The 13,617-nt window shown below is 33.8% G+C and carries 27 protein-coding genes; all 27 read left to right on the top strand.

Annotated features, from left to right (window positions below; all coding sequences use genetic code 11):
• Nucleotides 1-3 precede the first annotated feature (3 nt).
• Genes rpsJ through ASM33_RS00845 form a run of 27 tightly spaced genes read left to right on the top strand, consistent with a single transcriptional unit; the run spans nt 4 to nt 13,614 of the window.
• The gene (gene rpsJ / locus ASM33_RS00715; protein WP_110409474.1) at nt 4-324 is read left to right on the top strand and encodes a 30S ribosomal protein S10; all 321 of its coding nucleotides are present in this window, start codon (nt 4-6) and stop codon (nt 322-324) included.
• A gap of 10 nt (nt 325-334) precedes the next feature.
• Nucleotides 335-1,057 carry a 50S ribosomal protein L3 gene (gene rplC, locus ASM33_RS00720; protein ID WP_110409473.1) on the top strand — a complete coding sequence of 241 codons (723 nt, stop codon included), beginning with the start codon at nt 335-337 and terminating at the stop codon, nt 1,055-1,057.
• A gap of 2 nt (nt 1,058-1,059) precedes the next feature.
• On the top strand, nt 1,060-1,674 hold the full coding sequence (gene rplD, locus ASM33_RS00725) for a 50S ribosomal protein L4 (protein WP_110409472.1): 615 nt from the start codon (nt 1,060-1,062) through the stop codon (nt 1,672-1,674).
• On the top strand, nt 1,671-1,958 hold the full coding sequence (locus ASM33_RS00730) for a 50S ribosomal protein L23 (RefSeq protein ID WP_110409471.1): 288 nt from the start codon (nt 1,671-1,673) through the stop codon (nt 1,956-1,958). Before rplD ends, ASM33_RS00730 begins: the two co-directional genes overlap by 4 nt.
• 1 nt (nt 1,959) lies before the next feature.
• Entirely contained in the window at nt 1,960-2,784 is an 825-nt protein-coding gene (rplB, locus tag ASM33_RS00735; RefSeq protein WP_110409470.1) for a 50S ribosomal protein L2, read from the top strand.
• 3 nt (nt 2,785-2,787) lie between these two features.
• Nucleotides 2,788-3,081: a 30S ribosomal protein S19 gene (gene rpsS, locus ASM33_RS00740; protein ID WP_110409469.1), complete on the top strand. Its 294-nt coding sequence runs from the start codon at nt 2,788-2,790 to the stop codon at nt 3,079-3,081.
• 5 nt (nt 3,082-3,086) lie between these two features.
• Nucleotides 3,087-3,473 carry a 50S ribosomal protein L22 gene (gene rplV / locus ASM33_RS00745; protein WP_110409468.1) on the top strand — a complete coding sequence of 129 codons (387 nt, stop codon included), beginning with the start codon at nt 3,087-3,089 and terminating at the stop codon, nt 3,471-3,473.
• Between the two features lie 3 nt (nt 3,474-3,476).
• Nucleotides 3,477-4,097, top strand: coding sequence for a 30S ribosomal protein S3 (gene rpsC / locus ASM33_RS00750; RefSeq protein WP_110409467.1), 621 nt, complete (start codon nt 3,477-3,479; stop codon nt 4,095-4,097).
• Nucleotides 4,098-4,111: 14 nt separating this feature from the next.
• Complete coding sequence (gene rplP, locus ASM33_RS00755; RefSeq protein WP_110409466.1) at nt 4,112-4,525, top strand: 50S ribosomal protein L16; 414 nt, start codon at nt 4,112-4,114, stop codon at nt 4,523-4,525.
• A gap of 11 nt (nt 4,526-4,536) precedes the next feature.
• Nucleotides 4,537-4,740: a 50S ribosomal protein L29 gene (gene rpmC, locus ASM33_RS00760; protein ID WP_110409465.1), complete on the top strand. Its 204-nt coding sequence runs from the start codon at nt 4,537-4,539 to the stop codon at nt 4,738-4,740.
• A complete protein-coding gene (gene rpsQ / locus ASM33_RS00765; RefSeq protein ID WP_110409464.1) occupies nt 4,733-4,969 on the top strand; it encodes a 30S ribosomal protein S17 in 237 nt (78 codons plus the stop codon). The genes rpmC and rpsQ overlap by 8 nt, the downstream gene beginning before the upstream one ends.
• Nucleotides 4,970-4,982: 13 nt before the next feature.
• Nucleotides 4,983-5,342, top strand: a complete 360-nt coding sequence (rplN, locus tag ASM33_RS00770; RefSeq protein ID WP_110409463.1) for a 50S ribosomal protein L14 — start codon at nt 4,983-4,985, stop codon at nt 5,340-5,342.
• Complete coding sequence (rplX, locus tag ASM33_RS00775; RefSeq protein WP_110409462.1) at nt 5,342-5,659, top strand: 50S ribosomal protein L24; 318 nt, start codon at nt 5,342-5,344, stop codon at nt 5,657-5,659. Before rplN ends, rplX begins: the two co-directional genes overlap by 1 nt.
• Nucleotides 5,660-5,665: 6 nt before the next feature.
• The gene (rplE, locus tag ASM33_RS00780; protein ID WP_110409461.1) at nt 5,666-6,199 is read left to right on the top strand and encodes a 50S ribosomal protein L5; all 534 of its coding nucleotides are present in this window, start codon (nt 5,666-5,668) and stop codon (nt 6,197-6,199) included.
• Nucleotides 6,200-6,215: 16 nt separating this feature from the next.
• The gene (gene rpsN / locus ASM33_RS00785) at nt 6,216-6,524 is read left to right on the top strand and encodes a 30S ribosomal protein S14 (protein ID WP_110409460.1); all 309 of its coding nucleotides are present in this window, start codon (nt 6,216-6,218) and stop codon (nt 6,522-6,524) included.
• A gap of 21 nt (nt 6,525-6,545) precedes the next feature.
• Nucleotides 6,546-6,941 (top strand): 30S ribosomal protein S8, encoded by a 396-nt coding sequence (gene rpsH, locus ASM33_RS00790; RefSeq protein ID WP_110409459.1) that lies wholly within the window; start codon nt 6,546-6,548, stop codon nt 6,939-6,941.
• A gap of 16 nt (nt 6,942-6,957) precedes the next feature.
• Complete coding sequence (gene rplF / locus ASM33_RS00795) at nt 6,958-7,503, top strand: 50S ribosomal protein L6 (protein WP_110409458.1); 546 nt, start codon at nt 6,958-6,960, stop codon at nt 7,501-7,503.
• A gap of 5 nt (nt 7,504-7,508) precedes the next feature.
• On the top strand, nt 7,509-7,880 hold the full coding sequence (gene rplR, locus ASM33_RS00800; protein WP_110409457.1) for a 50S ribosomal protein L18: 372 nt from the start codon (nt 7,509-7,511) through the stop codon (nt 7,878-7,880).
• 12 nt (nt 7,881-7,892) lie between these two features.
• The gene (gene rpsE, locus ASM33_RS00805) at nt 7,893-8,405 is read left to right on the top strand and encodes a 30S ribosomal protein S5 (RefSeq protein WP_110409456.1); all 513 of its coding nucleotides are present in this window, start codon (nt 7,893-7,895) and stop codon (nt 8,403-8,405) included.
• A gap of 3 nt (nt 8,406-8,408) precedes the next feature.
• The gene (gene rplO, locus ASM33_RS00810) at nt 8,409-8,879 is read left to right on the top strand and encodes a 50S ribosomal protein L15 (protein WP_110409455.1); all 471 of its coding nucleotides are present in this window, start codon (nt 8,409-8,411) and stop codon (nt 8,877-8,879) included.
• A 3-nt stretch (nt 8,880-8,882) separates the two neighbouring features.
• The gene (gene secY / locus ASM33_RS00815) at nt 8,883-10,211 is read left to right on the top strand and encodes a preprotein translocase subunit SecY (RefSeq protein WP_110409454.1); all 1,329 of its coding nucleotides are present in this window, start codon (nt 8,883-8,885) and stop codon (nt 10,209-10,211) included.
• A complete protein-coding gene (locus ASM33_RS00820; RefSeq protein ID WP_110409453.1) occupies nt 10,208-10,858 on the top strand; it encodes an adenylate kinase family protein in 651 nt (216 codons plus the stop codon). The genes secY and ASM33_RS00820 overlap by 4 nt, the downstream gene beginning before the upstream one ends.
• A gap of 59 nt (nt 10,859-10,917) precedes the next feature.
• Complete coding sequence (rpsM, locus tag ASM33_RS00825; RefSeq protein WP_110409452.1) at nt 10,918-11,286, top strand: 30S ribosomal protein S13; 369 nt, start codon at nt 10,918-10,920, stop codon at nt 11,284-11,286.
• A gap of 23 nt (nt 11,287-11,309) precedes the next feature.
• Nucleotides 11,310-11,696: a 30S ribosomal protein S11 gene (gene rpsK, locus ASM33_RS00830; RefSeq protein ID WP_110409451.1), complete on the top strand. Its 387-nt coding sequence runs from the start codon at nt 11,310-11,312 to the stop codon at nt 11,694-11,696.
• A 22-nt stretch (nt 11,697-11,718) separates the two neighbouring features.
• Complete coding sequence (locus ASM33_RS00835) at nt 11,719-12,786, top strand: DNA-directed RNA polymerase subunit alpha (protein WP_110409450.1); 1,068 nt, start codon at nt 11,719-11,721, stop codon at nt 12,784-12,786.
• Nucleotides 12,787-12,793: 7 nt separating this feature from the next.
• On the top strand, nt 12,794-13,222 hold the full coding sequence (rplQ, locus tag ASM33_RS00840; protein WP_110409449.1) for a 50S ribosomal protein L17: 429 nt from the start codon (nt 12,794-12,796) through the stop codon (nt 13,220-13,222).
• 20 nt (nt 13,223-13,242) lie between these two features.
• Nucleotides 13,243-13,614, top strand: coding sequence for a YraN family protein (locus ASM33_RS00845; protein ID WP_110409448.1), 372 nt, complete (start codon nt 13,243-13,245; stop codon nt 13,612-13,614).
• Nucleotides 13,615-13,617 lie beyond the last annotated feature (3 nt).

The raw sequence follows: 13,617 nt of genomic DNA on the forward strand, positions 1-13,617 counted from the left end.
AAGATGAAGCAGGATATATATATTAACATTAAGGCTTTTGATTGTTCTTTATTAGAGAGATGCGTTCGAAAATTTATTGATGAGTTAAAGCGATCTGGTGCAAAGTTATCTGGTCCGATTGCATTACCGAGAAAGGATTCTAAATTTACTGTCAACAGGTCTCCTCACGTTGATAAAAAATCTCGTGAGCAGTTTGAAATGAGAATTTCTAGGCGTTTGATTGTTTTGCATGATCTTACTCCTACTATGATGCAGATGCTTACAGGTTTATCTTTTTCTGCTGGTGTGGAAGTCGATTTGAAAGTTAAGGAAGTTAAGGTTTAAGAGAGTAATAATGAAGAGAATAAATTCGCTGAGAAGAATTGGTTTATTAATGACAAATATTGGTCATACATCTATATATTCAGCTACTGGCTGCACACCTGTAACTTTATTGCGCCTCAGTGAAACTTGTATTATTGATGTAAAAAAACAAGATAAATGTGGCTATAACTCAGTTATTTTAGGTGTTGGAGATTTTAAAAATATTGCAAAGCCTCAGCTAGAATATTTGAAAAAAATTGGCATAAGTAATAAATGTAAATTATACGAAAGTAGATTGAATGATCTATCAGGAATAGAATGCGGTAAGAAGGTAGGTGTTAATCATTTTGTAGTTGGTCAGTATCTTGATATTACAGGTTATTCTATAGGTAAAGGATTTGCTGGTGTGATGAAGCGACATAATTTTAGTGGGCTTAGAGCATCTCATGGTGTTTCTATTGCTCATAGATCGCAAGGTTCTACTGGTCAATGTCAGGATCCAGGTAGAGTGTTTAAAGGAAAGAAAATGGCTGGTCATATGGGTAATAGCAGAGTGACTGTCCAAAATATGAGGATATTAGCTATTGATCATGAAAACGGTATCATTGCTGTAAAGGGCAATAATGTTCCTGGATTTAAAACTTCTTGTGTTTTCGTGAGGGATGCGGTCAAGAAATCTTTACATAAAGACGTTCCTTTTCCTGTAGGTTTTTTGTCAGATAATATGAGTGATGATAGTAGTGTAGTGAGTTAATTATGGAATGTAAGTTGGTGAATTTATCTAATAGCGATGTGGGCACTGCCCAGCTTAATCCTTTGATATTTTCTGTTAAGCAAAAGATGAGTATTTTGCATGATATAGTTAGATGGCAATTAGCGAAGAGAAGAGCTGGTACTCATAAAACAAAAGGTATTAGTGATGTTTCCGGTACGACTGCTAAGCCTTATGGTCAAAAGCGGACTGGTAGGGCAAGACAAGGGAGTTTGCGTTCTCCTCAATTTAGAGGTGGTGGAATTATTTTTGGCCCTGTTGTTCGGAGTCATGCTTATTCTCTTAATAAGAAAGTGCGCAAGCTTGGTTTAAGAATTGCTTTATCTTTAAAACATTTAAATAATCAAGTGATTATTCTTGATAATTTAAACGTTGATATCAAAAAAACATCTGAGATGTGTCAATATATTCAAAATTTTAAATTTTCTTCTTTTCTCATAGTGGGTGATTATAGCGACGACTTACTGCGTGCTGCTAGAAATTTGCACTATGTAGATTTAATTAAGCCTATAGGGTTAAATGTTTTTGATATACTAAATCATGAGTGTGTGATGTTGACAAGTGATGCTTTGAAGCATCTTGAAGGTAGATTGCTATGATTAAATATAATAATATAATAAAGTCTCCTATACTTACAGAGAAGGCTTCTTTTTTAAGGGAGAAATTTAATAAATATTCTTTGTATGTATTTGCAAATGCAAGTAAGCGTCAAATAAAATTAGCAATAGAATCTTTGTTTGATGTTAAAATTTCTTCTATGAATGTTCTTAAAATTAAGCCTAAATCTAGGCGCTTTAGGGGTGTGGTTGGTTGTGAAAAACAAAAAAAGAAGGTTTATTTTTCTTTAATGGATGGTCAAAAATTAGATATAATGAGTGTTTAATATGGGTATAAAATTTCTTAATCCTGTTACTCCATCTTCTCGTGGAACTGTTTTAGTAAGTAGAGTTGGTTTATCAAAAGATAAGCCAGAAAAGTGTCTTACGCGTGGTAAAAGTTCTACTGGTGGAAGAAATAATTATGGTAGGATTACAACTCGTCATAAAGGTGGTGGTCATAAACAGACTTATAGAATTGTAGATTTTAAACGTAATAGAAATGATCAAGCGGTAGTTGAAAAGATAGAATATGATCCGAATAGAAGTGCGTTTTTAGCATTAGTGTCATATAAGGAAGATGGTACTAAGTCTTATATATTAGCTCCTCAGGGTATGAAACCTGGTGATGTTATTATGTCTGGAAGTGATGCTGATATCCTGCCAGGGAATTGTTTGCTACTCAAGCATATACCTGTTGGTGCTTTTGTACATAATATTGAATTTAAGCCAGGTAATGGTGCTGCAATTGCTAGATCTGCTGGCTGCTATGCACAGATCGTTGGTCGTGATGGTCAATATGTCTTATTGCGTCTCAGATCTGGTCAAGTGAGGTTGATTTTATCTGCTTGCAAGGCTACTATTGGTGTAGTGTCTAACTCTGATCATAAAAATAGAAAATTGGGCAAGGCTGGAAGGAATAGGTGGCTCGGAGTTAGACCTAGTGTTCGTGGAGTTGCCATGAATCCTGTTGATCATCCTCATGGAGGAGGGGAAGGGAAAACTTCTGGTGGACGTCATCCTGTTACTCCTTGGGGTGTTGCAACTAAGGGTAAGAAAACTAGAAAGAAAAATAAAGCTAGTAATAAGTATATAAAACAATTAAAAGGGTAATTTATGAGTAGATCCGTGTGGAAGCCGCCTTTTTGTCATCCTTCTGTATTACGAAAATGGAGGGTGTTAAGTGAGAAGGGTGGTGTTCAGACTCGTAGTATGAAGATAAAAATACGTTCTAGGTCTTCTGTAATACTATCTCAGTTTTTGGGATATAGTTTTGCTGTTTATAATGGTAAGGATTATATTCCTGTTAATATTAGTGATCAAAATATGATAGGACGTAAATTTGGTGAGTTTTCACCTACTCGCAAATTTGCTGGGCATAGTGGTGATAAAAAGGCGACAAGAAGGTAATTGATATGAAAAACAGGGATGTAATAGTTGAAGCTAGCTCTAAAGTTTTAAAATCAACTCCTCGTAAGTTGAATTTGGCTGCTGGTTTGGTGCGTAATAAGAAAGTTTCTTTTGCTACGGTGCAATTAAAATTTTGTGAAAAGAAAGCTGCTGGTCTTATAAGTAAAGTATTAAACTCTGCAATTGCTAATGCTCAATATAATTATGGGTTGGATATCGATAATTTATATATAAAAGAGATTTTAATAGGCAAGTCTTTTACTTTGCGTAGGGTATATCCAAAAGCTATGGGTAGAGCTAATAGAATTAGTAAGCGTTATAGCAATATAACTATAAAATTGGGAGAAGTTGTACAGCTAGTAAAAAATAAGAAGTTAGAAAAGGAAGTATAAGATATGGGACAAAAGGTTAATCCTATAGGATTCAGGTTAAAAATAAATACTAATACCTGGGATTCTATTTGGTATGCTAATAAAGATTATAAGCAAAGGTTGCATCAAGATTTATATATTCGTAGCTATATAAATAAATCTTTTAAGCATGCTGGTGTTTCTAAAGTAATTATTGAGCGTAAGGTTGATTTGGTATCTGTAACAATACATTCTGCTAGGCCTGGAGTAATAATAGGTAAGAAAGGCGCAGATATTGAAAAGACGAAGCAAAAAATAGCTGAAAAGGTGAAAAATAGTGTAGAATTGAATGTAGTGGAGATTAAGAGATCTGAGATAGATGCAACTTTAATATCAAACAGCATTACGCAACAGTTGGAAAAAAGGGTTTCATTTAGAAGGGCAATGAAAAAGGCCATTCAAAGTTGTTTGAGGATGGGTGGTAAAGGTATTAAAGTAAGTTGTTCTGGGCGTCTTGGCGGAGCTGAGATAGCTCGTACTGAGTGGTATAAAGAAGGCCGTTTGCCTTTGCATACTTTACGTGCTAATATAGATTATGCTTTTGCTGAAGCGAAAACTATATATGGCATTATAGGAGTTAAGGTCTGGGTTTATATTGGTAACTAATTAGGTATATTGAAATGTTTGTTCCCAAAAAAAGTAAATATAAAAAAGTATTTAAAGGACGAATTAAGGGTAACACGAAAGGTGGCAGTACGCTATCTTTTGGAGATTATGGTCTAAAGGCTATGGAAGCTGGTAGGATTCAATCTAAACATATTGAAACTGCAAGGCGTGTGATATCTAGAACTTTAAAACGTTCTGGTAAAGTCTGGATAAGGATTTTTCCTGACACTCCTGTTAGTAAAAAGCCAGCGGATGTGCGTATGGGTAAGGGAAAAGGTAGTGTTGAGTTTTGGGTATTTAAAGCTAAGCCTGGCAGGGTTTTATTTGAAATTAGTAATGATGTTCCAATGCATTTAGCGAAATTAGCGCTTGATAAGGCAACTGCTAAGCTTCCCATAAAGTGTAAATTTATATCTAATCATAATTAAATGGGGTTGCAATGGATATAACTGATATTAGATCGAAATCTTCGCAGGAATTACATGAGATTCTCGTGAATTTGAGAAAGGAGTTTGTTAATTTGGTTTTTCAAAAAAAATTAGGCCAGTCTAATAATATTTCGCGTTTTGGTTTGATAAAAAAGAGCATAGCTCGTATTTTAACTGCATTAAATGAAAGAAAAAGAGAGGAAAAGAATGCCTAAGAAGGTTTTTTGTGGTACTGTAATTAAGACTAAGTGTGATAAGACTGTAAAAGTTTCAGTATTGCAAGTGTATAAAGATAAGCTGTATAAAAAAGTTATAAAAAAATATAAGAAATATACAGCACATGATGAGAATAATAGTTGTAAAGAAGGGGATAAGGTTTCAATACAAGAACATAAGCCTATTTCTGCGACTAAAAAATGGGTTGTTGTTAATAGCTCAAATTAAATAGGATATTTATATGATTCAGAAGAATACATTGTTGGAAGTAGCTGATAATTCTGGTGCGCGTGCGGTGCTTTGTATTGGTTTATTGGGTGGCAGAAAATCTGCAACTGTAGGTGATACGATTATTGTATCTACTAAATCTATTACTCCAAGAGGAAAGGTTGAGAAAGGGAAAGTATATAGAGCAGTTATTGTGAGAGTGAAAAAGGCTATTAGGAAGTCTGACGGTTCTGTGATTCGTTTTTCTAGCAATGCTGTAGTTTTAATTAATAATCAAGGCGAGCCACTTGGCACACGGGTATTTGGTCCGGTGAAAAAGTTATCGTCTGGTGCTTTTATGAAAATAATGTCACTAGCTGTTGAGGTTTTATAATGAGTGCTAAGATAAGAAGTGGTGATGACGTTATAATTTTAACTGGTAAAGATAAAGGAAAAATTGGTAAAGTAATCAAGGTTGTAGCGCGTGATAATAAAAGGAAAGTAATTGTTTCTGGGGTCAATGTTTGCAAGAGGCATACTAAACCGAGGGGTGGTAATAGTGGTGGTATATTAACTAAAGAGTTACCTGTTGATATATCCAACGTTGCAACATTAGATCCTAAATATAAAACTGCAACTAAAGTTGGATTTAAGGTTATAGATGGTAAAAAAGTGCGTTTTGCGAAAGTTTCTGGAGAAGTGATAGATTAGGTTGATATGTTTAAAGAATTGTATAAAGATAGCGTAGTAAAGTCCTTAAAGGATAAGTTTAATTACAGCAACATAATGCAAGTGCCTAAGCTTGTAAAAGTTTGTATTAATATGGGTGTTGGAGATGCTGCTGCAGATAGTAAAGCAATAGATGAACCGCTTGAGAGCTTATATTTAATTGCAGGGCAAAAACCTGTATCGACTTCTGCAAAACAATCTATTTCTGGTTTTAAAATTAGAAAAGATGCTAAAGTAGGTTGTAAAGTGACTTTGCGTAGAGACAAAATGTATGAGTTTTTAGAAAGATTGGTATATATTGCTTTGCCAAGGGAAAAAGATTTCAGAGGTTTTAGTGTAAAGCAGTTTGACGGTAATGGTAATTTTTCCTTCGGTATAAAGGAGCATATATCATTTTTAGAAATAGATTACGATAAAATAAGTAAGATTATAGGTATGGATGTTAATATTGTAACAACTGCAGCTAGTGATAAGGAAGCAAAGGAGTTATTAGTAGCTTTTAAATTTCCTTTTTTTGATTAATTGAGAGAAGAGATATATGGCAAAAAAATCTATGATAGAAAGAAATCTTCGCAGGATAAAGTTGTGCGATCAATATAAGGAAAAAAGGGCAGAGTTGAAATCTATAATAAATAATAAGAATTTATCTATTAGTGAGAGGTTTGCGGCTCAAAATAAGTTGATCAAGAAATTACCTAGAAATTCCTCTAAAGTTAGGATTAGAAATAGGTGCGAATTGACTGGAAGGCCAAGAGGGGTATATAGCAAGTTTGGTTTGTGTAGAATTGTTTTGCGTGATTTATGTTCTTTTGGGCACATTCCAGGAGTTACAAAGTCTAGTTGGTAAATATAATATAAGGAGTATATAGTGGCGTTATCTGATACTATTGGTGATTTTTTAACAAGAATACGTAATGCGCAATTGGCAATGCATAGGACGACAAGGGTACTGTTTTCTAAGATGAATTCTTCTATATTGGAGATTTTAAAAGAGGAAGGGTATATCCTTGCTTATGAAAAGGAAGTTGTAGATAATTTACCTTCTTTTACTGTAAAATTGAAGTACTATGAGAAGTCACCTGTAATTAGTGAAATAGTTAGGGTGTCAAAGCCTGGTTGTCGTCGTTATTCTAAGTATAAAGACATTTCTAAAGCATATAATGGTCTTGGTATTTTTATTGTATCCACATCCAAAGGAGTGATGACCGATTATAATGCACATAAATTAAAGGTTGGTGGAGAAGTTTTGTGTCGTGTGTTTTAAATAATAGGAGAAATTCATGTCTCGTATAGGTGCTGCTCCTATCAATATTCCTGCTGGTATTTCAGTGGAATATAATAATGGTAGGATGTTAATAAAGAGTGCTAAGGCTGAAAAAGAGCTTAGCTTGATCAGTGATGTTGTATGCCAGGTTATTGATAATCAGCTACTTCTTTCTGTGGATCAAGATAAAGATAATTATGATGAAATAAAGCCTATGTGGGGTACTTATAGAAGTAATATTAATAATATCATTAATGGAATGGTTGATGGTTTTTCTGTTGATCTTGAAATAAATGGTGTTGGATATAAAGCAGAGTGCGATGGGAAGTATTTGACTTTATATCTTGGTTATAGCCATAATGTTAAATATAAAGTGCCTAAAGATGTTGAGATTAAGTGCATAAAGCCAACTCACTTGGTAGTAAGTGGTATGGATAAGCAAAAAGTCTATATGGTGGCATCTGATATATGTAGGATTAGGAAGTACGATCCTTATAAAGGTAAGGGTATTGTAATAAAGGGTAAATTTATGTTGCGTAAAGTTGTAAGTAAAAAGAAGTAATTAAGATGAAAAGATTGTATAATTTTTTAAGTAACCATGAAAAAAGGAAGCTCCGTAATAGAGCGAAGCTCGACAAGAGCGCTGAGCGTTTGCGTATATCTATATTTAAATCTAATAGGCATTTTTATGTCCAGTTAATTAATGATGTAAAAGGAGTAACTCTCACTTCAGCTTCTACTTTAGATGCTAAAATCAAGGATGTATGTAAGGGAAAAGTCAATGCTGAAACTATAAAACAGGTTTCTTCTTTAATGATTGAGCGCTTATCTGGTCTAAAATTAGAGCAAGATCTGGTGTTTGATCGTGGAGCATATAAATATACAGGGTTAGTTTCTCAGTTTGCTGAAGCTTTAAGAAGCTCTGGATTTAAGTTTTAGAAGGTTTTTAATATGGCTGTAAAGAATTTACAAAATAATAATGATTTATCAGAGCTTTTAGTTTCAGTACGAAGAGTAACAACTGTTACGAAAGGTGGTAGAAGATTTTCATTTTCAATTTTGGTTGTTGTTGGTGATGGAAAGGGCAAAGTAGGATGCGGAATAGGCAAGCATGCAGAGGTTGCTGAAGCAAGGATAAAAGCTGTAAATGCTGCAAAGAAATCGATGATAAGAGTATACTTACGTGAAGGTAGGACTCTGCATCATGATATTAAAGCTAAATTTTGTTCTGGTGAGATAGTTTTAAGATCAGCAAGACCCGGCACAGGTATTATTGCTGGTGGGGCGATTAGGTCTGTTTTTGAAGTTTTGGGTATAAAAGATGTGGTAGCTAAGTCTACTAGGTCAAATAATCCTCATAATGTTATATGTGCGGTATTTAAGGCTTTTGATGTTATGTTGTCTCCTCGCCAAGTGGCAGGCAAAAGGGGTAAAAAGATTAGTGAAATAGTTGGAAATAGGTAAAGTATGAGCGATGCTATAAAATTAAATTCTATATTTACTAATTTATCTAAAAAAAAGAAGCCTAAGGTGTTAGGTAGGGGTATTGGTTGTGGTAAAGGAAAAACATCTGGTAGAGGGCATAAAGGACAAAAAGCTAGAAGTGGTGTGTCTATAAATGGATTTGAGGGTGGACAACAATCTATATATACTCGCTTACCTAAAAGAGGCTTTAAACCAATACGCAGAAATATATACTCTATAATTAACGTTGGTGATGTGCAGCGCTTGATGGATGCTGGAAAAATAGCAGAAAATTCTGTTATAGATAAAGAAATGCTATATAAACTAGGTTTTATAAAATCTATGAAAGATAGAATCAAGCTTCTTAATAAAGGTACATTGAACAAAAAATTTGCACTTCATGTTGATTTTGCTTCAGAAGCTGCAAAAAAATCTGTGGCTTTAGCTGGTGGTAGTGTAGAAATACTATCATAAATTATGAGCAGTAAGTCCGCATTTAATAGTTTAAATCCTGCATTGTTATATAAGGGCGACTTATTAAAGCATATATTTTTTACACTAATGGCTTTAATTTGCTATCGTTTGGGCACTTATGTTCCTATTCCTGGAATTAATCTTGATATAATTAATGATATATTTCCCAAAGAGGGCGCTGGCGTTTTTGGAGTATTTAATTTATTTTCTGGCGGTGCATTGGCTAGAATGACTATTTTGGCATTAAATGTTATGCCATATATAACGGCTTCTATAATTATTCAGTTGCTATCTTCTGCTATTAAGGGAATTAATGAAGTTAAAAACGATGGGGAGTCAGGGCGTAGAAAGATGAATTCTTATATACGCTATCTTACCATGGTGCTTTGTGTATTTCAATCAATCCCAATTTTGATTGGACTTGAGGGAATGAATAGAGAAGGCGTATTAGTTGTAATCGAACCAGGTGTAATGTTTCGTACAATAGGCGTTTTCAGCCTTTTAGGTGGAACTATGTTTTTGATATGGCTTGGTGAGCGAATTAGTGCAAATGGTGTAGGTAATGGCATCTCATTAATCATTTTTACTGGCATAATATCGGAATTACACAATGCTTTATCATCTCTACTCACGTTAAATAAAAATGGGAGCATATCTTTATTTATTATTCTTTTTGTTATAGTGTTATTTTTTTCACTGCTTCTTTTGGTGATTTTTGTAGAATCCTCATATAGAAAGGTCATTGTTCAATATCCCAAAAAGCAATTTAAAAGATTACATAATGATGATTTTACTTATATTCCACTCAAAATTAATTTGTCTGGTGTGATACCAACTATTTTTGCTAATGCAATTTTGTTGACACCTATTTCAATTGCAAATTTCTATAAGGGGCATGCTATTGCTGATTTTATTTTAAATTACTTTATGGCAAATAAAGTAGTGTACATCATAGCTTATTTAGTACTTATAGTGTCTTTTAATTTTTTCTATGCCAATTTTATATTTAATTCAGAGGAAAATGCTGATTTTCTTAAAAAAAATGGTGGTTTTATTCCTGGTAGAAGGCCTGGAAAACATACTTCTGATTACCTTCAAGATATAGTTTTCAAATTAACATTTATTGGCTCTGCGTATTTGGTGGTAATATGTACTGTGCCTGAAATCATGAGATATCATTATGATATACCATTTATTTTTGGTGGGACGAGTTTGTTGATTATAGTGAATGTTATTACCGATACTATTATGCAAATACAATCCTATATTTTTTCAAATAGGTATGATAGCTGGATAAAGAAATATGAGTCTAAAACGAGGAAAGTAAGATGATCATTACGATTTTTGGTCCTCCAGGTTCTGGTAAAGGTACTCAATCAAGCTTATTAATGGCAAAATATGACTTAAAACTAATTTCAGTGGGAGATTTATTAAGGAATATTATATCTAGCGGTAGTGAATTGGGTAAAAAAATAAAGGATACTGTCGAGTCTGGTAATTTAATACAAGATAATATTATATGTGAGTTATTGCGCGATCAACTTGCATTAGTGGATGATAATTGTTTGCTGGATGGGTTTCCTAGAAATTTGAATCAGGCTCATTTTTTGACTCAAATTTTGCAAGAGAAATATAAAAGGGATGTTGATATTGTAATTGAGCTGCAGCTTGATGATGAGATTGCGATTGATAGGTTAAAAAATCGTCTTGTATGTTTGGATTGTAAGAGTATATATAGTGTATCTTCTTTTAAAGGCAGTGATAATCCTGCTTGTCTTAAATGTAAAAGTACGAGATTAGAGAAAAGAATTGACGATGCTGATATATCTGCAATTAATAAGAGAATAAGCGAATATCACCTTCAAATGAAGGATTTACGCGAGTATTATAGAGACAAATTATTAACAATTGATGCTAATTTGGGCGTTAATAAGGTGACGCAAGAGATTGAAAATAAAATTTCTTGTAATTTAGTTTGACTCAGAGTTGTTTTATGGTATAAATTAAGAGTTATTATTAATAAAATATCGAGGTATCAGTGGCACGTATTGCAGGTATAAATGTTCCGGTAAAGAAATGTGTTCCTTTTGCATTAACTTATATATATGGTATAGGTATTGCTACTGCGAATGTAATTTGCCACGCTTGTGAAATTGATAGATCGAAGCGTGTTTCGGAATTACGAGATGAAGACATAGAAAAGATTGGCAGCTTCATTAGGCAAAATTATGCTATAGAAGGTGAGCTTAGGAAAGAAGTAGCTATGAATATAAAGTCTTTAGTGGAGATGGGATGTTATAGAGGAGTGAGGCATAGAAAAGGTTTACCTGTTAGAGGGCAAAGAACCCATACTAACGCTAAGACTCGTAAAGGTAGATCTCGTTTGCCTATTGCTGGAAAAAAATAAATTTATTGTTGTTGTGAGTTTTAATGAAAAAAGTCAAAACGGTTGGTAAAAGTACAAAGAAGTTTATTACTGGTGTTGTTCATATTCGTGCAACTTTTAATAACACTTTTGTGAATGTAACCGATGTTCAAGGTAATACATTATATCAAACTTCTGTAGGTGCATATGGTTTTTCAGGATCAAGAAAATCTACACCTTACGCTGCAGGTAAGGCTGCAGAGTCTGCTGCGAAGAACGCAACAGAGAGATTTGGTATGAAGGTTGTTTCTGTAATAGTTCGTGGTCCTGGTTTTGGTACTGAAGCTGCGGTAAAAGCGCTTCGTGGCTGTGGGTTAACTGTTACTTCGATTGCAGATAAAACCGCAATTCCTCATAATGGATGCAGGTTAAGAAAGAAAAGAAGAGTATAGGATTATTGGAAAAGGTTGTTTTATGTATTATAATGATAGTGTTTCTGTCTGTGACAATGTTGATAAGTTGACTAAGCCTAATTCAGTTAAAGTAATATTAGGTGATTCAAGTGAAAGAGGCGATATAGTCTTAGAGCCACTCGAAAGTGGTTTTGCTTTAACCTTAGGTAATGCGCTGAGACGTGTAATGCTGTCTTCTCTTAGAGGCAGTGCTGTTTATGGAATAAAAATTGAAGGTGTAACGCACGAATTTACTTCAGTTCAAGGAGTCAGAGAAGATGTAACTGATGTGGTGCTAAATATGAGCATGCTGAGGTGTAAGCTGGATGGCGTTTCTAATAAGTCCTTGAATTTGAGTGTTAAAGGTCCTTGTGAAGTATTGGCAGGTATGATAGAGACTGATGATGAGTGCTCTATTGTAAATAAAGATTTGTTAATATGTACGTTAGGAGAAAATGTAGAGCTTAACATGACTATATATGTTTCTAGTGGGAAAGGTTATCTTCCTGTATCAAAATATAAAGAGAATGAATTTTTAAAGCTTATTAATGAGCAGGATTTAACAGGGTTTATTCCTGTTAATGCTTTGTATAGTCCTGTCAAAATGGTTTCCTACAGAATAGAGAATAGTCGTGTTGGTCAGGTGACAGATAAAGATAAATTAATATTGTCAATTGAAACTGATGGTACAGTTTCCCCTAGTCAAGCTGTTGATTCTGCTGCAAGGATATTGCAGGAACAGCTTCAACCTTTTATTAGCTCTGACGTCGGGTATAAAAAACAACAGACTTCTTTATCTTCTAGTGCTAAAGATTTAGGATATGATCCAGTTTTATTACGTAAAGTAGATGAGATGGAATTATCTGTTAGGTCGCATAATTGTTTGAAGAATGAGGATATTACTTATATAGGTGATCTTGTTCAGAAAACAGAAGGTGAAATGCTCAGGACTGCTAATTTTGGTAGAAAATCTTTGAATGAAATTAAGGCAGTTTTGACCAATTTTGGCTTATCTTTAGGTATGGATGTACCAAATTGGCCACCTAAAGATATAGAAGCGTTGGCTAAGCAACATACTGATGAAGATTAGGTAGTATATGAAACATGGAATAAAAAAGCGTAAGTTCTCTCGTGATAGTCAGCATAGGGTATCAATGCTAAAGAATCTATCTATCTCATTGATTAATCATGAGCAGATTGTAACAACTTTAGCAAAAGCTAAGGAACTTCGTCCATATGTGGAGAAGTTTATTACAATTGCTAAGAATAAAAATGATTTACATGGTAGAAGACTTTTACTTTCGCGCCTTCATAATGATAAGATAACAGTTGATAAGTTATTGACTATTTTAGCTGATCGTTATAAGAATCGTAAAGGTGGGTATTCTAGGATAATGAAGCTTGGCACTCGGAATGGTGATTGTGCTTCAATGGGAGTAATCGAGTTAGTTGATAGAGATATTTCAGCAAAAGGTAAGGCTTATGGCAGAAATCAGGAAGACGACAAGGTAGTAGTACAAAACTAATTTTTTGTTATAGCTTGCTTATGGTGAACGGTTTGCGCTACTTTATAGGTTATTTTGGTGAGTTATTGATTTTAATATATTTAAAATTGAAATGGTATGATGTTTTAAAACATCGTTACTGCTCTCAGTTCGGTGAAGTTGATTTAATTGTATCGAAAAAAAGACAGCTTATTTTTATAGAAGTTAAAACAAGTTTATTTGGCCAAGAAATACCGATATCTAACATTCAGTGCCAGTCTATTATAAATTCTTCTAAGTATTTCTTGAGTAAAAATCCTGAGTTTTTAGGGCATTCAATTAGGTATGATTTATATTTTCTTTCTTTGAAAAGTAAACCTATTTATATAAAAAATGCTTGGATGGAAGGATCAGTTGGCGAGAAATTTATATAGGTA

The sequence above is a fragment of the Wolbachia endosymbiont of Folsomia candida genome, from assembly GCF_001931755.2.
Taxonomy (GTDB): domain Bacteria; phylum Pseudomonadota; class Alphaproteobacteria; order Rickettsiales; family Anaplasmataceae; genus Wolbachia.

Bases quoted from the DNA above. Each gene is read 5' to 3' on its own strand.
- rpsJ (WP_110409474.1), top strand. From the start codon at position 4: ATGAAGCAGGATATATATATTAACATTAAGGCTTTTGATTGTTCTTTA.
- rplC (WP_110409473.1), top strand. From the start codon at position 335: ATGAAGAGAATAAATTCGCTGAGAAGAATTGGTTTATTAATGACAAAT.
- rplD (WP_110409472.1), top strand. From the start codon at position 1,060: ATGGAATGTAAGTTGGTGAATTTATCTAATAGCGATGTGGGCACTGCC.
- ASM33_RS00730 (WP_110409471.1), top strand. From the start codon at position 1,671: ATGATTAAATATAATAATATAATAAAGTCTCCTATACTTACAGAGAAG.
- rplB (WP_110409470.1), top strand. From the start codon at position 1,960: ATGGGTATAAAATTTCTTAATCCTGTTACTCCATCTTCTCGTGGAACT.
- rpsS (WP_110409469.1), top strand. From the start codon at position 2,788: ATGAGTAGATCCGTGTGGAAGCCGCCTTTTTGTCATCCTTCTGTATTA.
- rplV (WP_110409468.1), top strand. From the start codon at position 3,087: ATGAAAAACAGGGATGTAATAGTTGAAGCTAGCTCTAAAGTTTTAAAA.
- rpsC (WP_110409467.1), top strand. From the start codon at position 3,477: ATGGGACAAAAGGTTAATCCTATAGGATTCAGGTTAAAAATAAATACT.
- rplP (WP_110409466.1), top strand. From the start codon at position 4,112: ATGTTTGTTCCCAAAAAAAGTAAATATAAAAAAGTATTTAAAGGACGA.
- rpmC (WP_110409465.1), top strand. From the start codon at position 4,537: ATGGATATAACTGATATTAGATCGAAATCTTCGCAGGAATTACATGAG.
- rpsQ (WP_110409464.1), top strand. From the start codon at position 4,733: ATGCCTAAGAAGGTTTTTTGTGGTACTGTAATTAAGACTAAGTGTGAT.
- rplN (WP_110409463.1), top strand. From the start codon at position 4,983: ATGATTCAGAAGAATACATTGTTGGAAGTAGCTGATAATTCTGGTGCG.
- rplX (WP_110409462.1), top strand. From the start codon at position 5,342: ATGAGTGCTAAGATAAGAAGTGGTGATGACGTTATAATTTTAACTGGT.
- rplE (WP_110409461.1), top strand. From the start codon at position 5,666: ATGTTTAAAGAATTGTATAAAGATAGCGTAGTAAAGTCCTTAAAGGAT.
- rpsN (WP_110409460.1), top strand. From the start codon at position 6,216: ATGGCAAAAAAATCTATGATAGAAAGAAATCTTCGCAGGATAAAGTTG.
- rplF (WP_110409458.1), top strand. From the start codon at position 6,958: ATGTCTCGTATAGGTGCTGCTCCTATCAATATTCCTGCTGGTATTTCA.
- rplR (WP_110409457.1), top strand. From the start codon at position 7,509: ATGAAAAGATTGTATAATTTTTTAAGTAACCATGAAAAAAGGAAGCTC.
- rpsE (WP_110409456.1), top strand. From the start codon at position 7,893: ATGGCTGTAAAGAATTTACAAAATAATAATGATTTATCAGAGCTTTTA.
- rplO (WP_110409455.1), top strand. From the start codon at position 8,409: ATGAGCGATGCTATAAAATTAAATTCTATATTTACTAATTTATCTAAA.
- secY (WP_110409454.1), top strand. From the start codon at position 8,883: ATGAGCAGTAAGTCCGCATTTAATAGTTTAAATCCTGCATTGTTATAT.
- ASM33_RS00820 (WP_110409453.1), top strand. From the start codon at position 10,208: ATGATCATTACGATTTTTGGTCCTCCAGGTTCTGGTAAAGGTACTCAA.
- rpsK (WP_110409451.1), top strand. From the start codon at position 11,310: ATGAAAAAAGTCAAAACGGTTGGTAAAAGTACAAAGAAGTTTATTACT.
- ASM33_RS00835 (WP_110409450.1), top strand. From the start codon at position 11,719: ATGTATTATAATGATAGTGTTTCTGTCTGTGACAATGTTGATAAGTTG.
- rplQ (WP_110409449.1), top strand. From the start codon at position 12,794: ATGAAACATGGAATAAAAAAGCGTAAGTTCTCTCGTGATAGTCAGCAT.
- ASM33_RS00845 (WP_110409448.1), top strand. From the start codon at position 13,243: ATGGTGAACGGTTTGCGCTACTTTATAGGTTATTTTGGTGAGTTATTG.